The organism is Streptomyces sp. NPDC021224, assembly GCF_044332905.1.
Lineage (GTDB): Bacteria > Actinomycetota > Actinomycetes > Streptomycetales > Streptomycetaceae > Actinacidiphila.
In genome coordinates, this window is record NZ_JBIRPW010000006.1 from 205,184 (window position 1) to 228,581 (window position 23,398).

A 23,398-nucleotide genomic window follows, 5' to 3' on the forward strand; every position below is an offset into this window, starting at 1 on the left:
TCGGGCACGCTTGCGGGGGAACTGACAAACAACCGCTCGCGGTGTGGATGTCGGCCGGGGCCACAAGCCCCGGCCGACGTCTGCCCGATCCCTGGAGGGCAGATGGGGCGCTACGTCATCAGGCGACTGCTCCAGATGGTTCCCGTGTTCATCGGGACCACATTGTTGATCTTCGTCATGGTCTACGGGCTCGGTGATCCCGTGGCCGCCATGTTCGGAGACCGCACGCCGGACCCCGCTACGGCAGCGCAGATCAGACACGATCTGCACCTGAACGACCCGCTGATCCAGCAGTACTGGATCTACATGAGCAACGTCTTCACCGGCGACTTCGGCAAGGCGTGGAACCAGCAGCCGGTCACCGACCTGCTGAAGCAGGCGTACCCGGTCACGGTGCGTCTGACGCTGGTCGCGTTCGTGATCGAAGCGGTGATCGGTGTCGCGCTGGGCCTGTTCGCAGGTCTGCGCCGGGGCCGGATCTTCGACACCGGCGTGCTCGCCATGACGCTGATCGTGGTCTCCATCCCGACCTTCGTCACCGGCTTCGTCCTCCAGTACCTCGTCGGCGTGAAGTGGAACATCCTGAACCCCTCGGTGGGTGACGGCGCGCCGTTCAAGGACCTGATCATGCCCGGCCTCGTGCTGGCCGGCGTCTCCCTCGCGTACGTGGCCCGGCTGACGCGTACCTCGGTCGCGGAGAACACCCGCGCCGACTACCTGCGCACGGCGGTCGCCAAGGGCCTGCCGCGGCGCCGCGTCATCACCAACCACATGCTGCGCAACTCGCTCATACCCGTGGTGACCTTCCTCGGTACGGACATCGGCAACCTGATGGCCGGCGCCCTCGTCACCGAGCGCATCTTCAACATCCACGGCGTGGGCTACCAGATCTACCAGGGCATCGTGCACAACAGCCCGGCGACCGTCGTCGGGTTCGTGACGGTCCTGGTGATCGTCTTCCTGCTCGCGAACCTGCTCGTCGACCTGCTTTACGCGGTCCTGGACCCGAGGATCCGGTATGCCTGAGAACACCGACGCCGCGATCCTCGACGGTGTCCCGACCACCCAGGACGGCACCGCCCTTCCCTCGCCCGAGGCCCGGGACAAGGCGCGCAGCCTGTGGAACGACGCCTGGTACGACCTGCGTCGCAACCCGGTCTTCTACATATCGTCGCTGGTCATCCTGTTCCTGGTCTTCATCTCGATCTGGCCGGGCGCCATCGCGCACGCCGACCCGCTGCAGTGCGACCTGATCAACTCGCAGAACGGTCCCAGCGGCGGCCACTGGTTCGGCTACGACCAGCAGGGCTGCGACGTCTACAGCCGCACCATCCACGGCGCGCGCAACTCCGTCGAGGTCGGCCTGCTGTCCACGGTGGGCGTGGCCGTACTCGGCTCCGTCCTCGGCGGCCTGGCCGGCTACTTCGGCGGCTGGCTGGACGCGATCCTCTCCCGGATCAGCGACATCTTCTTCGGTATCCCGATCCTGCTCGGCGGTGTGGTCTTCCTCTCCGCGGTCAAGGGCGGTTCGGTGACCACCGTGTCGCTGTTCATCATCCTGCTGGGCTGGCCGCAGCTCGCCCGTATCGCCCGCGGCGCGGTGATCACCGCGAAGGAGCAGGACTACGTGCTCGCGGCCAAGGCGCTCGGCGCCGGCCACACGCGCATGCTGCTGCGGCACATCGGCCCGAATGCCCTGGCGCCGATCATCGTATGGTCCACGATCGCGCTCGGCACCTTCATTTCGCTGGAGGCCACGCTGTCGTTCCTCGGCGTCGGTCTGAAGCCGCCGGCCGTCTCGTGGGGCATCGACATCTCCTCGGCCTCCGAGCAGATCCGCAACGCGCCGCACATGCTGCTCTTCCCGGCCGGTGCGCTCAGCATCACGGTGCTGGCCTTCATCCTGCTCGGCGACGCGGTCCGCGACGCTCTCGACCCGAAGCTGCGCTAGGAGGGCGTACGTTGACTGTCATCGACGATGTTTCGAACGTCCCGGCACCGGACGCCAGTACGGCGCCGCTGCTGGAAGTACGCGACCTGCACGTGGAGTTCCACACCCGTGACGGTGTCGCCAAGGCCGTGAACGGCGTCAACTACTCGGTGAACGCCGGGGAGACGCTGGCGGTGCTCGGCGAGTCCGGTTCCGGCAAGTCGGTGTCCGCGCAGGCGATCATGGGCATCCTCGACATGCCGCCGGCCCGGATCCCGAAGGGCGAGATCTTCTTCCAGGGCCGCGACATGCTCAAGATGTCCGGCGAGGAGCGGCGGAAGATCCGCGGCCGGAAGATCGCGATGATCTTCCAGGACGCGCTGTCCTCCCTCAACCCGGTGCTGAGCGTGGGCTACCAGCTCGGCGAGATGTTCCGGGTGCACCAGGGCGCCTCCCGCAAGGAGGCCAAGGCCAGGGCCATCGAGCTGATGGACAAGGTGCGCATCCCGGCCGCCCGGGAGCGGGTGGGCGACTACCCGCACCAGTTCTCCGGCGGTATGCGGCAGCGCATCATGATCGCCATGGCGCTCGCCCTGGAGCCCGACCTGATCATCGCGGACGAGCCGACCACCGCGCTCGACGTGACGGTCCAGGCGCAGGTCATGGAGCTGCTCGCGGAACTCCAGCGCGAGTACAACATGGGCCTGATCCTCATCACCCACGACCTGGGTGTCGTCGCCGACGTCGCCGACAAGATCGCGGTGATGTACGCCGGCCGGATCGTCGAGGACGCCCCCGTCCACGACATCTACGCCAAGCCGGCCCACCCGTACACCAAGGGCCTGCTCCAGTCGATCCCGCGGCTGGACCAGAAGGGCCAGGAGCTGTACGCGATCAAGGGCCTGCCGCCCAACCTGACGCGTATCCCGTCCGGCTGCGCGTTCAACCCGCGCTGCCCGATGGCGCAGGACATCTGCCGTACCGATGTGCCGGCGCTGCACCCGGTCGGCACGGCGCGCGGCAGCGCGTGCCACTTCTGGAAGGAGACCCTCGGTGACTGAGCTGACTCCCGAGCAGCCCGCCGCCCAGGACGCCCCGGCTGAGCTGGTCAAGCCCGCCGAGGCCGTGGCGGTGAAGCCCGCCGACCGCGAGCCGATCCTGTCGGTGCGCAATCTGGTCAAGCACTTCCCGCTGACCCAGGGCGTCCTCTTCAAGACCCAGGTCGGCGCGGTCAAGGCCGTCGACGGCGTGTCCTTCGACCTGTACGCGGGCGAGACGCTCGGCATCGTGGGCGAGTCCGGCTGCGGCAAGTCCACGGTCGCCAAGCTGCTCATGAACCTGGAGCAGGTCACCGCCGGTGAGGTCTTCTACAAGGGCCAGGACATCACCAAGCTGTCCGGCAAGGCCCTCAAGGCCGTCCGGCGCAACATCCAGATGGTCTTCCAGGACCCGTACACCTCGCTGAACCCGCGCATGACGGTCGGCGACATCATCGGCGAGCCGTTCGAGATCCACCCGGAGGCGGCACCCAAGGGCGACCGCCGCCGGCGGGTGCAGGACCTGCTGGACGTCGTGGGTCTGAACCCGGAGTACATCAACCGCTACCCGCACCAGTTCTCCGGCGGCCAGCGTCAGCGCATCGGCATCGCCCGCGGCCTCGCGCTCAACCCGGAGATCATCATCTGCGACGAGCCGGTCTCCGCGCTCGACGTGTCGGTGCAGGCGCAGGTGATCAACCTGATGGAGAAGCTGCAGGACGAGTTCAACCTGTCCTACATCTTCATCGCGCACGACCTGTCGATCGTCCGGCACATCTCCGACCGCGTCGGCGTGATGTACCTGGGCAAGATCGCCGAGATCGGCAGCGACGCCGAGATCTACGAGCACCCGACCCACCCGTACACGCAGGCGCTGCTGTCCGCGGTGCCGGTGCCGGACCCGGAGGCGCGCGAGCACCGCGAGCGCATCATCCTGTCGGGCGACGTGCCCTCGCCGGCCAACCCGCCGTCCGGGTGCCGTTTCCGCACCCGCTGCTGGAAGGCCGAGGAGCGGTGCGCGGAGGAGGAGCCCGTGCTCGCGATCCCGACCCGGTTCGCCGATTCCGGCACCCCGGCGGCGCACGAGTCCGCGTGCCACTTCGCCGAGGAGAAGGACGTGGTCGGCGCGGCCTGAGCCGCCGCCGGGCCCGTAGCGCAAGCAGCAGGGGCGTCCCCGTTCGGGGGGCGCCCCTGCTGGCGTTCCGTCATGGTATGGCCAAGGCATTGCCGGATATTACGGCGTATTGGGGGCGCGACACGCAATCCCAGAAGTGCGGGTTTGCCCCGATTGCTGTGTCATGGGTAACGAAGTGTCATTTGTGACCCATGAGGAGGCACACGATGCGCGGAGCCACGCGCGTGAGGTGGGCCGTCGGGGTGACGGTCGTAGCCCTGACCGCCGCCGCCTGCGGCAGCAGCAGTGACAGTGGTGGCAGCGGCTCGTCGGGGGGCAGCTCCGGCGGCATCGTTCGGGCCTCCTGGGGCGACCCGCAGAACCCGCTGGAGCCGGCCGACACCAACGAGGTGCAGGGCGGCAAGGTGCTGGACATGATCTTCCGCGGTCTGAAGATCTACAACCCCAAGACCGCCAAGGCCGAGAACATGATCGCGGACTCGATCACCAGCTCGGACGCGCAGAACTTCGACATCAAGCTCAAGTCCGGCTGGACGTTCAGCAACGGCGAGCCGGTCAACGCCGACTCCTTCATCAACGCCTGGAACTTCGACACGCAGCTGAAGAACGCCCAGCTCAACGCGAGCTTCTTCAGCTACATCGACGGCTACGACAAGGTCCACCCGGACGCCCCGGGCGCCAAGGCCACCGCGACCACGCTGTCCGGGCTGACGAAGGTCTCCGACACCGAGTTCAAGGTCAAGCTCAACCAGAAGTTCGCGCTCTTCCCGGACACCCTGGGCTACGCCGCCTTCTACCCGCTGCCGAAGGCGTTCTTCGACAACCGGCAGGCGTGGCTCGCCAAGCCGATCGGCAACGGCCCGTACGCGATCTCGTCCTACTCCAAGGGCTCCAAGATGGAGCTGAAGAAGTGGGACGGCTACAAGGGCCCCGACCCGGCGCAGAACAACGGTGTGGAGCTGCGGGTCTACACCGACAACAACACCGCCTACACCGACCTCCAGGCCGGCAACATCGACCTCGTCGACGACATCCCGGTCTCCCAGCTGCGCAACGTCAAGGCCGACCTCGGCAGCCGCTACATCAACCAGCCCGCCGGCATCATCCAGACCATCTCCTTCCCGCTGTACAACCCGCGCTGGTCGTCGGCGAACTCGGCGAAGGTCCGGCAGGGTCTGTCGATGGCGATCAACCGGCCGCAGATCACCAAGACGATCTTCCAGGACACCCGCACCCCGGCCACCGACTGGACCTCCCCGGTGCTCGGCTCGGCGGGCGGCTTCAAGGAGGGCCTGTGCGGTGACGAGTGCACGTACAACGCCTCCAAGGCCAAGCAGCTCATCCAGCAGGGCGGCGGCCTGCCCGGCGGCGGCATCACCATCTCGTACAACGCCGACACCGGCTCCCACAAGGAGTGGGTGGATGCCATCTGCAACAGCATCAACAACGCCCTGGGCAACAACAAGGCGTGCGTCGGCGCCCCGGTCGGCACCTTCGCCGACTTCCGCAACCGGATCACCAGCAAGCAGATGAACAACCCCTTCCGGGCCGGCTGGCAGATGGACTACCCGCTGATCCAGGACTTCCTGCAGCCGCAGTACTACACCGGCGCCTCGTCGAACGACTCGCACTACTCCAGCCCGACGTTCGACAAGCTCGTCAACGAGGCGAACGCGGCCTCGTCCACCTCCGAGTCCGTGTCCAAGTTCCAGGACGCGGAGAAGGAGCTGGTCAAGGACATGCCGGCGATCCCGCTGTGGTACCAGAACGGCAGCGCGGGCTACTCGAGCAACCTCTCGAACGTCGCGCTGAACCCCTTCAGCGTCCCGGTCTACAACGAGATCAAGGTCAAGTGACCCCGCGGCCGGGAGCCGCCGCGCCCGCCGGTACGGCGGCGGCGGTCCCCGGCCCCCGCCCCGGCCCGAACCCCGGCCGGCACGCTCGGCGGAACTCCCCGGAAGGCTCCGTATGGGACGCTATGTGATCCGGCGGCTGCTCCAGATGATCCCGGTCTTCATCGGCAGCACGTTCCTGATCTTCTTCATGGTCTACGCGCTCGGCGACCCCGTCGCCGCGCTCTTCGGCGACCGCGCGCCCGACCCGGCCACCGCCGCGCAGATCCGCAACGCGCTGCACCTCAACGACCCGTTGTGGAAGCAGTACCTGCTCTACATGAAGAACATCTTCTCCGGCAATTTCGGCACCGCCTTCAACGGGGAGTCCGTCACCAGCCTGATGGGCAGCGCCTTCCCGGTCACCATCCGGCTGACGATCGTCGCGATCATCTTCGAGATCATCATCGGCATCACACTGGGCGTGATCACCGGCATGCGGCGCGGCAAGCCCGTCGACACCGGGGTGCTGCTGCTCACCCTGATCGTCATCTCGGTGCCGACCTTCGTGACCGGCTACGTGCTCCAGTACCTCTTCGGCGTGCAGCTGAAGTGGACCAGCCCGTCGGTGTCGCCGGAGGCGCCCTTCAACGAGCTGATCCTGCCCGGGCTGGTGCTCGCGCTGGTGTCGCTGGCGTACGTCACCCGCCTGACCCGCACCTCGATCGCCGAGAACACCCGGGCGGACTACCTGCGCACCGCCGTTGCCAAGGGCCTGCCGCGGCGCCGCATCATCGTCCGGCACCTGCTGCGCAACTCGCTCATCCCGGTGGTCACCTTCATCGGCACCGACGTCGGCTTCCTCATGGGCGGCGCCATCGTGACCGAGCGCATCTTCAACATCCACGGTGTCGGCTACCAGCTCTACCAGGGCATCCTGCGCAACAACGCGCCGACCGTGGTCGGCTTCGTCACCATCCTGGTGCTGGTCTTCCTGCTCGCGAACCTGCTGGTCGACCTGCTCTACGCGGTCCTGGACCCGAGGATCCGTTATGCCTGACAGCAATCCGATCGACCCCGAGCAAGGCCCCATCGCCCCCGGCGGCGGCTACGGCGGCGGCATGGACCTGGCCGCCTCCGACGCCGAGACGCTGGAGCGCGCGCCCGGCGAGGGCCAGGAACCGGGCGGCCCCGGGGGCAAGCCGCGCAGCCTGTGGTCGGACGCGTGGCGCGACCTGCGGCGCAACCCGATCTTCATCATCTCGGTGCTGATCATCCTCTTCCTGGTCTTCATCTCGCTGTGGCCCGGCACCATCGCCACCCAGGACCCGCTCGCCGCCAACCTCCAGCGGGCGCAGGCCGGTTCGGCCCCCGGCCACCCCTTCGGCTTCGACCAGCAGGGCCGTGACGTCTACACCCGGGTCGTCTACGGGGCGCGCGCCTCGGTGACCGTCGGTGTGTGCGCGACGCTCGGCGTGGTGCTGCTCGGCAGTGTCCTGGGCGGCCTCGCGGGCTTCTTCGGCGGCTGGTGGGACGCGATCCTCTCGCGTATCAGCGACATCTTCTTCGGTATCCCGGTGGTGCTCGGCGGCCTGGTCTTCCTGTCCGTCGTCACCAACAGCACGGTGTGGCCGGTCGTCGGCTTCATGGTGCTGCTGGGCTGGCCGCAGATCGCCCGTATCGCCCGCGGCTCGGTCATCACCGCGCGGCAGAACGACTACGTGCAGGCCGCCCGCGCGCTCGGGGCCGGGAACTCCCGGATGCTGCTGCGGCACATCGCGCCCAACGCCGTCGCGCCCGTCATCGTCGTCGGCACCATCGCGCTCGGCACGTACATCGCCCTGGAGGCGACGCTGTCCTACCTCGGCGTCGGCCTCAAACCGCCCACCGTCTCCTGGGGGATCGACATCTCCGACGCGTCCAACCAGATCCGCAACGCCCCGCACATGCTGCTGTGGCCCGCCGGAGCGCTGAGCCTGACGGTCCTGGCGTTCATCATGCTCGGCGACGCGGTGCGCGACGCCCTCGACCCCAAGCTGCGCTGAGGAGCTGAGCGACAACACCATGGCCACCAGTGTCGAGATGACCAAGGAGCCCGGCGGGACCGAGAGCGGCCCGCTGCTGGACGTGCAGAACCTGCACGTGGAATTCCGTACCCGGGAGGGCGTCGCCAAGGCCGTCAACGGCGTGGAGTATTCCGTCGACGCCGGGGAGACCCTCGCGGTGCTCGGCGAGTCCGGGTCGGGCAAGTCCGTCACCGCCCAGGCCATCATGGGCATCCTGGACTCGCCGCCGGGCTTCGTCACCCAGGGCAAGATCGTCTTTCGCGGGCAGGACCTGCTCACGATGGGCGGCGAGGAGCGCCGCAAGGTCCGCGGCGCCCGGATGGCGATGATCTTCCAGGACGCGCTGTCCTCCCTCAACCCCGTGCTCACCGTGGGCGAGCAGCTCGGCGAGATGTTCACCGTCCACCGCGGTATGTCCCGCAAGGACGCCCGCGCCAAGGCCGTCGAGCTGATGGAGCGGGTGCGCATCCCGGCCGCCAAGGAGCGGATCCGCAGCTATCCGCACCAGTTCTCCGGCGGTATGCGGCAGCGCGTCATGATCGCCATGGCGATGGCGCTGGAGCCCGAGCTGATCATCGCCGACGAGCCCACCACGGCGCTCGACGTCACCGTCCAGGCCCAGGTCATGGACCTGCTCGCGGAACTCCAGCGCGAGTACAACATGGGGCTCATCCTCATCACCCACGACCTGGGCGTCGTCGCCGACGTCGCCGACAAGATCGCCGTGATGTACGCGGGGCGGATCGTGGAGACCTCGCCCGTCCACGACATCTACCGGGCCCCCGCGCACCCGTACACCAAGGGCCTGCTCGACTCGATCCCGCGGGTCGACCAGAAGGGCCAGGAGCTGTACGCGATCAAGGGACTGCCGCCCAACCTGCTGCACATCCCGCCCGGCTGCGCCTTCAACCCGCGCTGCCCGATGGCGCGGGACGTGTGCCGCACCGAGATCCCGCCGCTCTACCGGGTCAGCCAGGACCGGGCCAGCGCCTGCCACTTCTGGAAGGAGTGCATCGGTGACGACCGCCCCGCAGCCGACAAGGCCTGAGCCCTCCGCGTCCGGTTCGCCGGGCCGTGAGCCGATCCTCCAGGTCCGCAACCTGGTCAAGCACTTCCCGCTGACGCAGGGCATCATCTTCAAGAAGCAGGTCGGCGCGGTCCAGGCGGTCGACGGGGTGACCTTCGACCTCTACCCGGGCGAGACACTGGGCATCGTGGGGGAGTCCGGCTGCGGCAAGTCGACCGTGGCCAAGCTGCTGATGAACCTGGAGGAGCCCACCAGCGGCGAGATCGTCTACCGCGGCGAGGACATCAGCAAACTGTCGGGCCGCGCGCTGAAGTCGGTGCGCCGCAACATCCAGATGGTCTTCCAGGACCCCTACACCTCGCTCAACCCGCGGATGACGGTCGGCGACATCATCGGCGAGCCCTTCGAGATCCACCCCGACGTGGCCCCCAAGGGCGAGCGGCGCAAACGCGTCCAGGAACTGCTGGACGTCGTCGGCCTCAACCCGGAGTACATCAACCGCTATCCGCACCAGTTCTCCGGCGGCCAGCGGCAGCGCATCGGCATCGCCCGCGGGCTCGCGCTGCGCCCGGAGATCATCGTGGCCGACGAGCCGGTCTCCGCCCTCGACGTCTCGGTGCAGGCGCAGGTCATCAACCTGATGGAACGGCTCCAGGACGAGTTCGACCTGTCGTACATGTTCATCGCGCACGACCTGTCGATCGTCCGGCACATCTCCGACCGGGTCGGGGTGATGTACCTCGGCCGGATCGTCGAGCTGGGCGGGGACGCGGAGATCTACGAGCACCCCACCCACCCGTACACCCAGGCGCTGCTGTCGGCGGTGCCGGTACCCAACCCCGAGGCACGCGAGCACCGCGAGCGGATCATCCTCGCCGGGGACGTGCCCTCGCCCGCCGACCCGCCGTCGGGCTGCCGCTTCCGCACCCGCTGCTGGAAGGCGCAGGAGCGCTGCGTCGTGGAGGACCCGCTGCTGGCGGTGCCGGAGGTCTTCCGCGGCACCGCGGGCCCGGCCGAGCACCCGTCGGCCTGCCACTTCGCGGAGGAGAAGATCGTCGTCCCGCCGGAGCACCGGGAGTGACACCCGCCCCGCGCGGGGCGGGGCGCGCAAAGCCGTACGGACCGCGCCGGGGCCGTGCGGCGCGGTCCGTACGGCGGTCTGCGGTCCGTACGGGTACGGGGGTCGGTCAGGGGCGCTCGGACTGATCCTCCAGCGCGGCCAGCGACGGATCCATCACCACGTCCGTGCGGCCGGTCACCGTCGGGTCCTCCGGGTGGTGGCAGGCCGTCAGATGCCCCTCGTCCGCCCCGTCCAGGCGGACCAGCGGCGGCTCCTCCGTCCCGCACACCTCGGTGGCCTTCCAGCAGCGGGTGCGGAAGTGGCAGCCGGACGGCGGGTTGAGCGGCGAGGGCACGTCCCCCGCCAGCCGGATCCGCGCCTTGCGCTCGGGCCGCGCCGCGCCCTCCTCGGCGGTCTCCCACAGCGGCTCCACCTCGGGCACCGCCGACAGCAGCGCGTGCGTGTACGGGTGCCGGGGGCGTACGTAGATGGACTCACGGTCGCCGACCTCGACGATCTTGCCGAGGTACATCACCGCGATCCGCTGCGAGAAGTGCCGCACGATCGCCAGGTCGTGCGCGATGAACAGGAACGCGATGCCCAGCTCGCGCTGCACCTTCTGGAGCAGGTTGACCACCTGCGCCTGGATCGACACGTCCAGCGCCGACACCGGCTCGTCGGCCACGATCAGCTTGGGCTCCAGCGCCAGCGCTCGGGCGACGCCGATACGCTGCCGCTGCCCGCCGGAGAACTCGTGCGGGAAGCGGTTGTAGTGCTCCGGGTTGAGCCCGACCGTCTCCAGCAGCTCGCGCACCCGCTGGTCCCGGCCGCCGGGCGGGTTGATGCCGTTGATCTCCATCGGGCCGCGGATGATCGTGCCGACCGTCTGCCGCGGGTTCAGCGACGAGTACGGGTCCTGGAAGATCATCTGGATCTCGGACCTGACCGGCGCGAGCTGCTTGCGCCCGGCGTGCGTGATGTCCTGCCCGCGGTAGCTGATGCTGCCCGCGGTGGGCTCCAGCAGCCGGGTGATCAGCCGCCCCGTGGTCGACTTGCCGCAGCCCGACTCGCCGACCAGGCCGAAGCTCTCGCCCGCCCGCACCGTCAGATCGACTCCGTCGACCGCCTTGACCGCGCCGATCTGCCGCCGGATCGGGAAGCCGCCCATCACCGGGAAGTGCTTGGCCAGCCCGCGGACCTCCAGCAGCGTCTCGCGCGCCGCGCTCTCCGCGGCCCCTTCGGCGTCCTTGGTGTCCTCGGTGCCCTCGGCGTCCTTGGACAGTGAGATGTCGTTGCTCATGTGGATGCCTGCCCTGGTGAGTCAGCCGAGCCGCGGCTGAATCGTCTCGATGAACACGGACCGCTTCTGCTCGTCCTTCAGATGGCACGCCGAACCGCGCCCGGCCGGCAGGTCCGGCCGCACCGAGGCGCACCGCCCGCCGCCGACCAGGTCGGTGAAGCCGCACCGCGGGTGGAAGGGGCAGCCCGGCGGCGGCGCCAGCAGACTGGGCGGCGAGCCCGGGATGGGCGTCAGCGGCTCGGAGACGTCCGACTCCAGCCGGGGCATCGAGCCCAGCAGGCCCCAGGTGTACGGGTGCTGCGGCGCCGTCAGGATCTCCCGCACCGAGCCGCGCTCCACGGCCCGGCCCGCGTACATCACCAGCAGGTCGTCGGCGACCTTGGACACCACGCCCAGGTCGTGGGTGATCAGGATGATCGCCGAGCCGAACTCCTGCTGGAGGTCCTTGAGCAGGTCCAGGATCTGCGCCTGCACCGTCACGTCCAGGGCCGTCGTCGGCTCGTCGGCGATCAGCAGGTCCGGGTCGCACACCAGCGCCATCGCGATCATGGCGCGCTGCCGCATACCGCCGGAGAACTGGTGCGGGTAGTCGTCCACCCGCATCCGGGGCTGCGGGATGCCGACCTTCTCCAGCATCTCGATGGCCCGCTCCCGGCCCTCCCGCTTGCTCGCCCCGCGGTGCTTCATGAACGGCTCGGCGATCTGCCGGCCGATCGTGTAGTACGGCGACAGCGCGGTGAGCGAGTCCTGGAAGATCATCGCCATCTTGTTGCCGCGCAGCTTCTCCAGCGTGCGGTTGGACGCCCCGGTCAGCTCCTGGCCGTCGAGCACGATCTCGCCGGCCACCTCGGTGGTGGACGGGTTGTGCAGGCCGAGCACGGTCAGGTTGGTCACCGACTTGCCCGAGCCGGACTCGCCGACGATGCCCAGCGTCTGGCCGCGCTCCAGGTCGAACGACAGCCCGTCGACGGCCTTGACGACGCCGTCCTCGGTGGAGAAGCGCACGTGCAGGTCGCGCACCGACAAGAACGCGTCGGTGCCGCTCGCCGGGACGGCGTCCTCCGGTTTGGTCAAGGTGGTCACTGCCGGTCTCCTAGGACAGCCGGATGCGCGGGTCGATGTACGCGTAGACGGCGTCCACGACGATGTTGAAGAGCACGATCATGAAGGCGCTGAAGAGCATCACGCCCATGAGCATGGGAAGGTCCGTCTGCTGCACCGAGCGCAGCGCCAGCTGCCCGAGCCCGGAGAGCTGGAAGGTGTACTCGGTGATCATCGCGCCGCCCAGCAGCGAGCCCAGGTCGATGCCGAGGATCGTCACGATCGGGATGAGCGAGCCGCGCCAGGCGTACCGGAAGAAGACGTATCTGCTGGACATGCCCTTGGCGCGGGCGGTGCGGACATGCTCCTCCTGGAGCTGCTCCAGCATCGTCGAGCGCGCCATGCGCGTGTAGTTCGCGGTGAACAGGATCGACAGCACGCACCACGGGATCAGCAGCCCGTTGAACCAGGACACCGGATTCTGCGTGAGCGGCGTGTACTTGGGCTGGTCGAAGATGTGGTTGTTGTAGACCACGAGCGCCAGCACCAGCGGCCCGACGAAGTAGATCTGCATCGAGCTGAGCACGAGCGAGGCGGAGCTGAAGGTCTTGTCGACCAGGGTGCCGCGCTTCCAGGCGGCCAGCATGCCGGTGCCGAGGCCGAAGATCAGGAAGACCACCATGGAGCCCAGGGCGAGCGAGAGCGTGGTGGGCAGCCGGTCCATCAGCGTCGGCCACACCGGCTCGCTGGTGGCGAAGGAGTAGCCGAAGCACGGGGCCGGGCAGTTGCCGGCCGGGAAGTGGTGGCCGGTGAACATCCGCACCATGAACAGGTAGTACTGCACCGGCACCGGATGGTCGAGGCCCAGGTTGTGGTGAATGATCTTCAGGTTGTCCGGCGTGCAGTTCTTGCCGCAGGACAGCAGGGCGGGGTCGTGCGGTATCGCGAAGAACAGGAAGAAGGTGAAGGCGCTGATGAACAGCAGGATGACCACAGCGCCGAGCGTCCGGCGGACGAGGAATCGAAGCATGGCGGTCGCAGCTCTCTGAGGACGGGCGGCGGTGGACCGGAAGACCGGGGGCGGGGGCGCCCCGGTGGGGCCGGGCGACTGCCCGGCCCCACCGCGGCGGTGCGCCGGACGGCTGCGCGCAGCCGTCCGGGCTCACGGCCTTACGGCTTGAGGAAGAGCTTCGTGCAGTCGATGCCCGACCACATGTTGTTGTAGACGGCCCCGCCGATCTTGGAGCCGAACAGCTGGAGCTGCTTGTAGTAGACGGTCGGAACGGCCGGGATCACCTTGGTGACGATGTAGGTGTTCAGGTCGAACCAGGCCTTCTGCGCCGCCGCCGGGTCCGTCAGCGCCGAGATCCGGTCGATCTCGCTGTTGATGTGCGGGTCGTTGACGTGCGAGTAGTTCGGCGCCTGGTCGGCGATCGTGCGGCCGTCGAAGACCGGCGGGATCACGGTCAGGGCGCTCGGCCAGTCCGCGCCCCACGCCGAGGCGTAGATGTCGTACGGGTTGTCGACCTTGCCGATCAGGTCGTAGTACGTGTCCGACGGGAGTTCCTTGCGCTGCACGTCGAAGCCAGCGGCCTTCAGCGCGGCGGCGATGGCCACCGAGTACTGCTGGCCCGCGGTGGTGTTGACGTACGCGTAGGTGATCTTCGTGTTGAGCTTGCCCGCGTCGGTGAGGATCTTCTTCGCGGCCGCGGCGTCACCGTTGGGGTTGGCGATCTTGCCCAGCGGGTCCGACTTCTGGTAGCCGGCGAGCGTCGGGCTGAGGAAGCCGCCCGCGTACTCCGCGCCGTACTCGGCGCCGAGCGCCTGGTAGGTCGGCTTGGTCGGGATGGCCAGCGCGAGCGCCTTGCGGACGTTGAGGTCCGTGAGCCGCTTCATGTTGAAGTTGATCTGCCCGGTGAAGGGCTGGTAGCCGGCCACCGTGCGCTTGTAGATCGCCGGGGTGCCCACCACGGTCGGGGTGTTGTCGGTGTCGACGGCGTTGGCGAAGCTCACCGACGTCTGGTTCTCACCCGCGTCGGACATCAGCCGCTTGGTGGAGTCCTCGTACTGGTGGTTGAACGTGATCGCGAAGGAGTCCACGTACTGGTGCCGCGCCGAGTCGGAGTTCGGGTCCCAGTTGGTGTTCTTCACCAGGGTCATCGACTTGCCCTGGTTGAAGTCCTTGATCATGTAGGGACCGGAGGCGACCGGCGCCTTGTCGTACGCCTGCTTGGTGTCCTTCGCGGAGTCCACGGCCGCGTAGCCGGGCAGCGCGAACAGGTAAGGGGTGTCGGGCTCGGCCTTGGCGAAGTGGAAGACGATCGTCTTCTCGTCCGGCGTCGACAGCAGCGTGTCCGGCAGGTGCTGGCCGTTGTAGGGGCCGGCCGGCAGCAGCTTGCGGTAGTCGGTGCCGCTGGTGTTGGCCAGCCACTGCTGGAGGTAGGCCGGGCCGTTGGTGATGAACGGCGCGAAGAGCCGCTCCACCGACCAGCGGATGTCCTTCGACGTGATCGGCGTGCCGTCCTGCCACTTGATGTTGTCCTTCAAGTGGAAGGTCCAGGTCTTGCCGCCGTCCGACTGCTCGCCGCTGTTGGTCGCGAGGTCGCCGACGACGGTGTACTTGCCCTGGTTGTCGAGCTTGTACGTCGTCAGGCCGCGGTGGATCAGCGTCGCGAGCTGGTACTCGTTCTGGACATATATCTGGCCCGGGTCGAGGTGCGTGTAGCTGTCCCGCTCCAGCACGTTCATCGTGCCGCCGCTGACCGCGCCCGGAACGGGTTCGGCCGGGCCCTTCGACGCGGCGTCGTCGCCGAAGGTGATGGCGCCCGCGAGCTGCTGGGCGCTCTTGCTCTGCTTGGCCTTGGCGTCCTTGTTGTCGACGCTCTTGTGCCCACCGCCCCCGCCACTGCTGCACGCGGTCAGGACCAGTGCGCCGGCGGCGACTGCCACCAGCGCGGCCCGCGTTCTACGCATGTAGACTCTCATATCGGTTGTGCACCCCTGTCTCGTAACGATGAGCTGCGATGAGCTGCAAAGCGGTCCAGTGCGGGGCGACGCCGCCCCCGCAGCGGCGTCCCTAACGTGCGGCCTTCGGGTCGAAGGCGTCACGGACCGAATCCCCGAGCAGGTTGAAGGCGACGATGAAGATCACCATCGCGACGCCGGGGAAGAACATGTACGTGATGTCGTTCTGGTAGACCTCCGCCCCGCGGGCGAACATCCGTCCCCAGTCCGGCGTCGGCTCGACGAGCCCGACACCCAGGAACGACAGTCCGGCTTCCGCGGTGACGAAGGTCGGCAGCATCAGCGTGCTCTGGACCAGAATCGGTGTCACCAGGTTGGGCAGCAGCTCACGGCGCACGATGCGCCAGGGGGAGGCCCCCGTCACCCGGGCCGCCTCGATGAACTCGCGCTCCCGCAGGCTCAGCACCTGACCGCGCAGCAGCCGGGCGAGCCCCATCCAGCCGAGGATCCACTGCACCGCGATCAGCGCCACGACCCGCAGATACGTCGGGGTCTCGTCGCTCGGGCTCACGAAGAGCGCGGTGACGACGGGCATCACGGCGACGAAGAACAGCTGCGCGGGGAAGGCCATCAGCAGGTCGGTGGCCCGGCCGATGAAGTAGTCGGTCTTGCCCCCGAGGTAACCGGCCGTCACGCCGAGCACGATCGAGGTGATCGTCACCACGATCGTCACCGCCACGGCGATGAACAGCGAGGTGCGGATGCCGTAGAGGAGCTGGGTGAAGACGTCCCGCCCGAGGCCCGGCTCGATACCGAACCAGAAGTGACCGCTCATGCCGCCGTTCGGGGCGACCGGATAGCCGAAGTCGTCCAGCAGGCCCGGGTCGTTCTGCCCGTACAGCGTGTACGGGTCCTTGCCGTAGAGCTTGGCTATGAGCGGCGCGCAGATACCGACCAGGAAGAAGAAGACGACGATGTATGCCGAAATCACCCCGGCGCGATCGCGTTTGAAACGGCGCCACATCAACTGCCCCGGCGACCGCCCCTGGAGTTCGGGGGCGACCGCGGGCACGGCGTCGGTGATCTCGCCCGGTTCGCCGGGCGGTCCTGAGACGGCTGTCTCGGTGGAACTCGTCATCGCGATGGCCCCCGCTGGTGGCGTCACTGATGGAGCAGATGGCTTGAGACTCCCGCGACGGGTGGACGCGTCGTGAGTTGCCGGGACTGTCGCAATGAAAGCAAGTTGCAGTCAAGAGGGCGCGGAGGGAAGAAAGCGTGATCGACTGCTTCTTGAGCGAAGATTGAGCAGATCGTCTTCCGGGCGTGCTTGACACCTTGCCGCCGGGGGAGACATGTCCGACTTGGTCGGACGAAACGCGTTTACGCGCGCGCAACACGGCCGAGGCTTGACCGATATACGGACCGGGTTTCCTGCTCTTCGAAACCCGCGGGGGCGGGGGCGGCCACCGGGACGACTTCTGGGCGCCGTTGCCGACCGCCGGTCGGTGGGGGTTGTACGCGCGGTTCCCCGCGCCTGAACAACACCAGCCCCTTCTGTAACGTGCGGGTGGTCCTACTTCGGGAGGGCGCGGTTCAGGAAGTCCACCTGGAGGCGGAGGAGGTTTTCGGCGACCTCTTCCTGGGGAGTCATGTGCGTGATCCCGCCGGAGAGCGGCAATACCTCGTGCGGCCGTCCTGCGGCCAGAAGCGCGGTGGAAAGCCGCAGCGTATTCGCGACCAGCACATTGTCGTCCGCGAAGCCGTGAATGATCATCAGCGGGCGGGCCGGTTCGGCGAGTTGGGGAATCCCCTCGGACGTCACGACGGAATTCGCGTCGTAGGCCGCGCCCTGCTCCTGCGGGAGTCCCAGATAACGCTCGGTGTAATGCGTGTCGTAGAGCCGCTGGTCCGTCAGGGGCGCGCCGGCGACACCGGCGTGGAAGACGTCGGGACGGCGCAGCACCGCCAGTGCGGCGAGCGTGCCGCCGAAGGACCAGCCGCGGATCGCGACCCGGGACAGATCCAGCGGGAAGGACTCCGCGAGCGCGTGCAGCGCGTCGATCTGGTCCGCGAGGACGACCTCGGCGAGCCGCCCGCCGCCGATCGCCTTCTCCCACGCGGGGGAGCGGCCCGGCGTGCCGCGGCCGTCGGCGACGACCACCGCGAAACCCTGGTCGGCGAACCACTGCGAGACCAGATGCGCGTTGTGCGCCGCGGTCACCCGCTGGCCGTGCGGCCCGCCGTAGGGATCCATCAGCACCGGCAGCGGGCCGTCACCCGTGGAGTAGCCGGTCGGCAGCAGCACCGCGCAGGGGATGTGCCGCTCGCCCGCCTCCGTCAGGCGGATCCGCGTGGTGAGCGACGGGGCTTCCGCATGCGAGGCGATCTCCGCCAGCTCGTCCTCCCCGCGCAGCACCCGGGTGCGGACGCCGGGGCGGTCGGGCAGTGAGGAGCTGAGCACGGTGACCGCGCCCGCGCGGACCGAGGAGTGCACGCCGGGCTCGCCCGTGACACGGACCGGGCCGTCGGCCGTCACCCGGTAGACATGGATCTCGCCCGTCTCCGGCTCCGTGGCCTGCGCTCCCGCCGAGGCGCTGACCAGCACGTCCTCGCCGTCCGCGGCCAGCACGGCACGGACGTGCAGCCGTCCGTCCGTCCACGGCTTCCCGTCGGCGGTCAGGACCCGGCCGCCCTCGGTGTCGGTGATCCGCAGCAGCGTCCCGTCCGGGCGCAGGGCCGGCACGCCGGGGAAAAGATCAAGCCAATCTCGATCTTCCTCGGCGGCCACAAGGGACGTCGCGCCCGATTCCGTATCGACCGTCAGATAGTGCTGGGTGCGCTGCTCGCGCGTCTGGACCAGCAGGACGGGCGGTCCGGCCGCCGTCCAGTGCACGGCCGCGAGGTACGGGAAGCGCTCGCGGTCCCACGTCACCTCGCGGCGGCTGCCGTCCAGGCCGAGCAGCCACAGCGTCACCTCGGCGTTGGGCGTGCCCGCCGCGGGATAGGCCACCTGGACCGGCGCCCGGTCCGGCTGCGCGGGCTCGGACAGCCAGCGCCGGGCCACCCCGGACTCGTCCACCCGGGCCGCCAGCAGCGCCGAACTGTCGGGCGCCCACCAGAAGCCGCGGTGCCGCCCCATCTCCTCGGCGGCGACGAACTCCGCGAGGCCCCACGTCACTTCGTCCCCGTCCGGCTCGGCCAGCGCGCGCCCGTCCGTACCGTCCGCGGCCACCACCCGCAGCGCGCCGCCCGCCGCGAAGGCCACCCGGCGCCCGTCCGGCGAGGGCCGCGGATCCACCACGGGGCCCGGCACCGTCAACTCCCGCGGGGCGCCGCCCTCTTGCGTCAGGTCCACCGTGAACAGCCGCCCGGACAGCGCGAAAGCGGCGGTCGTCGCCGCGGCGTCCACCGCGTAGGCCACGACGCCCGCCGACGACTGGCGGCTGCGCTCCCTGCGGGCCCGCTCGGCGGCGGGCAGCTGCTCCTCGGAGCCGCCCAGCAGCGCCACCGGATCGGCCGCGACCCGCTCCCGTACCGCCCCTTCGGCGCCGGCGGGCAGATCCAGCACCCACAGCAGCTGGGCGGTGTCCGTGCCCGTGCGCGAGCGCAGGAAGACCACCCGTCTCCCGTCCGGCGCCACGGTGAACGCCCGCGGCACCCCGAGGGTGAACCGCTGTGTCCGCGCGTGCTGCCGGGGGAATGAGAGGTACGTCATATCCGTGACAGTAGGGGGTGCCACCGACAACCGCCTCCGGATTTCGGTCCGACACCGCCGCACACCACCCGACCTGCGGTGCTGCGGAAGGGGGCGGACCGGGGGCGCGGCGCCGCGGTGGCTGGATCTGGTCATGCGCCCCCCAGTGCTTCCGTGCTCCGACCTATGCGGTCGCACGGAAAGTTATGATCCGTTGCCATGGGTGGGTAATAAGCATGTGGCAACTGACATGACCCCTGCGTCGTACCTGGAGGTGAGCCGCTGTGGCACTCTCGATTTCGGCGGTGCTGCTGCTGCTGATCATCGTGGTCCTGCTGATCCGACGGTCCGGGTTGAAGTGGGGCCACGCCGTGGCGTGCACACTGCTGGGCTTTTACCTGGCGAGTTCGTCCTGGGCTCCGCAGATCAACGATCTCACCAACAACGTCGCGGGAATGATCTCCGACATCAAGTTCTGAGCGCCCCGGGCGGGAGTCGTAGGCTTCCGCCATGACCGACCGAACCACCCCGTCCGCGCGTCCCGCGCGCCGGTTGCTGCTCGTCCACGCCCACCCGGACGACGAGACGATCAACAACGGCGCCACCATGGCGAAGTACGCGGCCGAAGGCGCCCTCGTCACCCTGGTCACATGCACCCTGGGTGAGGAGGGCGAGGTCATTCCGTCCGAGCTCGCCCACCTGGCGGCCGACCGGGAGGACACCCTCGGCGAGTACCGCGTCGGCGAGCTGGCCGCGGCGATGGCGGAACTCGGCGTCACCGACCACCGCTTCCTCGGCGGCCCCGGCCGCTACCGCGACTCCGGCATGATGGGCGTCGCCCAGAACGAGGTGCCCGGCTGCTTCTGGCAGGCCGACCTGGACGAGGCCGCGGGCCACCTGGCCGAGGTCATCATGGACGTGCGCCCGCAGGCGCTCGTCACCTACGACGACAACGGCGGCTACGGCCACCCCGACCACATCCAGGCCCACCGGGTCGCGATGCGCGGCTACGAACTCGCCGCCGAGCAGGGCCACCGGGTCGACCGGGTCTTCGAGATCTGCACCCCGCGCTCGGCCGTCGAGGAGGGCTTCGCCCGGCTCGCCGCGGCAGGCGAGGACTTCCCCTTCGGCGGCGTCGCCACCCCCGGCGACCTCCCCGGAGTGGTCGACGACGAGCAGGTCAGCGTCGTCGTCGACGGCAGCGCGTACGCCGACCGCAAGGCCGCGGCGATGCGTGCGCACGCCACCCAGATCGCCGTGGACGGCCCCTTCTTCGCCCTCTCCAACGACCTGGGCCAGCCCTTCTTCAGCACCGAGTACTACCGCCAGGTGCACGGCGAGGCGCTCCCCGGCGCCGCGGCCGGCGCCCCGGTGACCGACCTGTTCGCCCGTCGGTCCGGCGGCGGTGCCGCCTCCGGTCCCCGTTCCGTTTCCGTTTCTGTCTCCGGCTCCGACGACGCCGGCCTCGGCGGAGGTGCCGCGTGACCACCCCTCTCTCCCTCGGCCGGCTCCTCGGCTACCTGGGCCTCGCCGTGCTCGGCGCCCTCGTCGCGCTCGCCGGCGCGCTCGTGCAGGGGGGCCTCTTCCCCGGCGGGCTGCTGCTGGGCCTCGCGGGCTGCGCGGCGCTCTTCTACGGCGGTCTGAAGGCCACCGGCAGCCGCGTCGGGGTGGCGGTGCCCGCGGGGATCTGGCTGATCTCGGTGATCCTGCTGAGCACCACCCGGCCCGAGGGCGACTTCCTCTTCGCGGCGGGCGCCGGCTCCTATCTCTACCTGCTGGGCGGCGCCCTGGCCGCCGTGATCTGCGCCACCTTGCCACAACTGATGCCATCCGGGGCGAATAGGGCCTGACTTGGCGGGCAGGGGCGAGGCCATGGTTGGCTGACCCCGAGCGTTCCGCCCGACCAGGGCCGCCGTTGGCGGCCGGTCGGTATGGTGGGGCCCGCCGGCGAGCCGCGAGCGGGGAACCATGTCGGGCGGCGAAGCACACCGGGAGAGCCTGCGTTGACTCGTGAAACAGACAGTTCGTCCTCCGGGGCCCAGGGCCGCGGCGGCGCCGCGTACCCGTCCGGGACGCAGCCGTACGGCAGCCGCCCCTTCCCCTCCCTGCACCCGCAGGAGCGGCCCCGGTCCGCGGACGCGCCTGACGACGGCAGCGGCTCCGCCCCCGGCACCGGCGCACCCTCCGCTTCCGGCACCGGGTCCGAGGCGGGCGCGGGCGAGCCGCCACTCCCGGACGAGCCCAGGACCGAGACGACGCTGACGACCCGGATCCGCATCAACATCCCCGGCTCGCGGCCGATCCCGCCGGTCGTCGTCCGCACGCCCGTCGACGAGGCCGCCGCTGCCGCGCCCGCCGAGGAGGCGCCCGAGGCGGAGCCGGAGGCACGGCCCGAGCCGGAGCCCGAGAAGGCCACCAGCGACTGGTTCTCGCCCCGCAAGCCCGTGGCGGCACCCGACGCCGCCGCGCCCCCCGCCACGGAGGAAGCGGCGGCGCCGCCCCCGTACGCCGGTGGCGTGCCCTACCTGCCGCCGCCGGTGGGCGGCGCGCCCGTCGACACCGAGGCGGCCCGCGGCCCGCACGACACCCCCGCGGAGGGCTTCCCCGCGCCGTTCGCCGAGCCGACCCCGCCCTTCGGCTCGCCCTTCGACACCGGCTCCGCCCCGCGCCCGCCGGTGCCCGGTTCCCCCTACGACACGGCGGCGATGCCCGCGGTGGACGAGGGCCGCTCCCCGTACGACACGGGATCGACGCGGCTGCCGGGCGAGGGTGCCTCCCCGTACGACACCGGGTCCACGCGGCTGCCCGGCGACGGGCCCTCCCCGTACGACACGGGTGCGACTCCGGTCGTGGGTGACCCACAGTCCCCGTACGACACCGGGTCGCAGTCCCCGTACGACACCGGGTCCACGCGGCTGCCCGGCGACGGGCCCTCCCCGTACGACACCGGGTCGCACTCGCCGTACGACACGGGTTCGCGCGCGCCCTACGACACCGGCTCGCAGCCGTTCAGGACCGACGACTTCCCGCCCGGGGTGCCGCGGCCGACGGGGACCGACCCGGCGAGCGCCAGTTACACCGTGCCCGCCTTCGGTGAGACGCTCAGCCCGCCGGACGGCCCGACCGCCGGTCCCGCGACCGGCACCCTCAACGTGCCCCCGCTCACGCCCGACCCCGCGGCCACGCCGCCCGGCGGCACCGGGCGGGTGTCCGGCGACACCCTGGTGAGCGGCATCCCCACGGTGCCGCCCGGCGGCCCGCGCACCCCGCGGCCCGCCGCGCCGCGCAGACCCGAGCCCGACCGTGAGCCGGAGCCCGCCGCCAAGCCCGCCGCACCCGCGCCCGCCGCGGCCCGGCCGGTGAAGAAGGGGCGCTCCAAGCCCATGCTGCTGGGCGCCGGTGTGGTCGCCGTGCTGGTCCTCGCGTACGGCGCGGGCCTGCTCATGAACCACGCCGACGTGCCCAAGGGCACCACCGCCTTCGGCGTCGACATCGGCGACCAGAACCGCGCGGCCGCGGTCAAGGTGCTCGACGACGCGCTCGGCAACCGCGCCAGCGCGCCCCTGCAGCTCAGCATCGGCGGCACGAAGACGACGCTGAAGCCGTCCGTCGCGGGCCTGTCCGTGGACACCGACGCGACCGTGCGGGCCGTCGCGCACGCCGACTACAACCCGGTCTCGGTGATCGGCTCGCTCTTCGGCGGCAGCCGCACCGCGAGCCCCGTCTACGTCATCGACGAGGACAAGCTCAAGGCGGCGCTCCAGGCGCTGGCCGGCAAGGACAACGGCGGCACCGAGGGCATGGTGCGCTTCGAGGACCACAAGGCGATCGCCGTGCCGGGCACCGCCCGCCACACCTTCGACGTGGACTCCGCGGCGCAGAAGGTCGAGGCGGCCTTCCGCACCCGGGTGGAGACCGCGGCCGACCCGGTGGTCGCACTCGACGCCACCACCGTGGCGCCGAAGGTCACCCAGGCCGAACTCGACCGCGCCGTCAACGGCTTCGGCAAGACGGCGATGTCGGGCCGGGTGACGGTGCGGGCGGACGCCGGGCACTTCATCTCGTTCGACAACACGCTGCCGCAGTTCCTCACCATGACGGCCGACGCGGACGGCAAGCTCGCCCCGCACATCGACCTGGCCAAGCTCAAGGACCTGTACGGCAAGGCCTTCCAGAACGTGAAGCTGGAGCGCGGTGACGGCTCCAGGACCGCGGTCACGCCGCAGGACGTCGCGACCGCCCTCGTCCAGGCGCTCAACGCGACGGACCCGGCCGAGCGCACGGTGACCTTCCCGAACGTCGCCGGGTAGGG

At 69.8% G+C, this 23,398-nt stretch carries 19 protein-coding genes; 13 read left to right on the forward strand and 6 right to left on the reverse strand.

Annotated features, from left to right (window positions below):
- The first annotated feature begins 102 nt into the window (after window positions 1-102).
- The 9 genes from ACH4PY_RS17450 (at window position 103) to ACH4PY_RS17490 (ending at window position 10,108) form a co-directional block, all read left to right on the forward strand.
- Window positions 103-1,026, forward strand: coding sequence for an ABC transporter permease (locus tag ACH4PY_RS17450; protein ID WP_398182650.1), 924 nt, complete (start codon window positions 103-105; stop codon window positions 1,024-1,026).
- Entirely contained in the window at window positions 1,019-1,951 is a 933-nt protein-coding gene (locus tag ACH4PY_RS17455) for an ABC transporter permease (RefSeq protein WP_398182653.1), read from the forward strand. The genes ACH4PY_RS17450 and ACH4PY_RS17455 overlap by 8 nt, the downstream gene beginning before the upstream one ends.
- Window positions 1,952-1,962: 11 nt before the next feature.
- Window positions 1,963-2,991, forward strand: a complete 1,029-nt coding sequence (locus tag ACH4PY_RS17460; RefSeq protein WP_398182657.1) for an ABC transporter ATP-binding protein — start codon at window positions 1,963-1,965, stop codon at window positions 2,989-2,991.
- A complete protein-coding gene (locus ACH4PY_RS17465; RefSeq protein WP_398182660.1) occupies window positions 2,984-4,102 on the forward strand; it encodes an ABC transporter ATP-binding protein in 1,119 nt (372 codons plus the stop codon). Before ACH4PY_RS17460 ends, ACH4PY_RS17465 begins: the two co-directional genes overlap by 8 nt.
- Before the next feature lie 206 nt (window positions 4,103-4,308).
- Window positions 4,309-5,958 carry an ABC transporter substrate-binding protein gene (locus tag ACH4PY_RS17470; RefSeq protein ID WP_398182662.1) on the forward strand — a complete coding sequence of 550 codons (1,650 nt, stop codon included), beginning with the start codon at window positions 4,309-4,311 and terminating at the stop codon, window positions 5,956-5,958.
- A 112-nt stretch (window positions 5,959-6,070) separates the two neighbouring features.
- Window positions 6,071-6,994: an ABC transporter permease gene (locus ACH4PY_RS17475; RefSeq protein ID WP_398182665.1), complete on the forward strand. Its 924-nt coding sequence runs from the start codon at window positions 6,071-6,073 to the stop codon at window positions 6,992-6,994.
- Window positions 6,987-7,979, forward strand: coding sequence for an ABC transporter permease (locus tag ACH4PY_RS17480; protein ID WP_398182669.1), 993 nt, complete (start codon window positions 6,987-6,989; stop codon window positions 7,977-7,979). Before ACH4PY_RS17475 ends, ACH4PY_RS17480 begins: the two co-directional genes overlap by 8 nt.
- Window positions 7,980-7,998: 19 nt before the next feature.
- Window positions 7,999-9,048: an ABC transporter ATP-binding protein gene (locus ACH4PY_RS17485; protein ID WP_398182674.1), complete on the forward strand. Its 1,050-nt coding sequence runs from the start codon at window positions 7,999-8,001 to the stop codon at window positions 9,046-9,048.
- Window positions 9,017-10,108: an ABC transporter ATP-binding protein gene (locus tag ACH4PY_RS17490; RefSeq protein WP_398182677.1), complete on the forward strand. Its 1,092-nt coding sequence runs from the start codon at window positions 9,017-9,019 to the stop codon at window positions 10,106-10,108. Before ACH4PY_RS17485 ends, ACH4PY_RS17490 begins: the two co-directional genes overlap by 32 nt.
- A 106-nt stretch (window positions 10,109-10,214) precedes the next feature.
- Here ACH4PY_RS17490 and ACH4PY_RS17495 read toward each other — a convergent pair whose 3' ends face one another.
- From ACH4PY_RS17495 to ACH4PY_RS17520, 6 genes are all read right to left on the reverse strand, one after another.
- Window positions 10,215-11,387: an ABC transporter ATP-binding protein gene (locus ACH4PY_RS17495; RefSeq protein ID WP_398182681.1), complete on the reverse strand. Its 1,173-nt coding sequence runs from the start codon at window positions 11,385-11,387 to the stop codon at window positions 10,215-10,217.
- A 21-nt stretch (window positions 11,388-11,408) separates the two neighbouring features.
- The gene (locus tag ACH4PY_RS17500; protein WP_398182684.1) at window positions 11,409-12,470 is read right to left on the reverse strand and encodes an ABC transporter ATP-binding protein; all 1,062 of its coding nucleotides are present in this window, start codon (window positions 12,468-12,470) and stop codon (window positions 11,409-11,411) included.
- Window positions 12,471-12,480: 10 nt separating this feature from the next.
- Entirely contained in the window at window positions 12,481-13,458 is a 978-nt protein-coding gene (locus ACH4PY_RS17505) for an ABC transporter permease (protein ID WP_398182687.1), read from the reverse strand.
- Window positions 13,459-13,598: 140 nt separating this feature from the next.
- A complete protein-coding gene (locus tag ACH4PY_RS17510; protein WP_398182690.1) occupies window positions 13,599-15,401 on the reverse strand; it encodes an ABC transporter substrate-binding protein in 1,803 nt (600 codons plus the stop codon).
- A gap of 103 nt (window positions 15,402-15,504) precedes the next feature.
- Window positions 15,505-16,530: an ABC transporter permease gene (locus ACH4PY_RS17515; protein ID WP_398182693.1), complete on the reverse strand. Its 1,026-nt coding sequence runs from the start codon at window positions 16,528-16,530 to the stop codon at window positions 15,505-15,507.
- 435 nt (window positions 16,531-16,965) lie between these two features.
- The gene (locus ACH4PY_RS17520; RefSeq protein ID WP_398182696.1) at window positions 16,966-19,107 is read right to left on the reverse strand and encodes a prolyl oligopeptidase family serine peptidase; all 2,142 of its coding nucleotides are present in this window, start codon (window positions 19,105-19,107) and stop codon (window positions 16,966-16,968) included.
- 263 nt (window positions 19,108-19,370) lie between these two features.
- On the opposite strand from ACH4PY_RS17520, the gene ACH4PY_RS17525 reads away from it, so the two are divergent.
- From ACH4PY_RS17525 to ACH4PY_RS17540, 4 genes are all read left to right on the forward strand, one after another.
- Window positions 19,371-19,565 (forward strand): hypothetical protein, encoded by a 195-nt coding sequence (locus ACH4PY_RS17525; RefSeq protein ID WP_031521375.1) that lies wholly within the window; start codon window positions 19,371-19,373, stop codon window positions 19,563-19,565.
- A 31-nt stretch (window positions 19,566-19,596) separates the two neighbouring features.
- The gene (gene mshB, locus ACH4PY_RS17530; protein ID WP_398182700.1) at window positions 19,597-20,571 is read left to right on the forward strand and encodes an N-acetyl-1-D-myo-inositol-2-amino-2-deoxy-alpha-D-glucopyranoside deacetylase; all 975 of its coding nucleotides are present in this window, start codon (window positions 19,597-19,599) and stop codon (window positions 20,569-20,571) included.
- On the forward strand, window positions 20,568-20,936 hold the full coding sequence (locus tag ACH4PY_RS17535) for a DUF6113 family protein (RefSeq protein WP_398182703.1): 369 nt from the start codon (window positions 20,568-20,570) through the stop codon (window positions 20,934-20,936). Before mshB ends, ACH4PY_RS17535 begins: the two co-directional genes overlap by 4 nt.
- Window positions 20,937-21,089: 153 nt before the next feature.
- The gene (locus tag ACH4PY_RS17540) at window positions 21,090-23,396 is read left to right on the forward strand and encodes a hypothetical protein (RefSeq protein ID WP_398182706.1); all 2,307 of its coding nucleotides are present in this window, start codon (window positions 21,090-21,092) and stop codon (window positions 23,394-23,396) included.
- Window positions 23,397-23,398 lie beyond the last annotated feature (2 nt).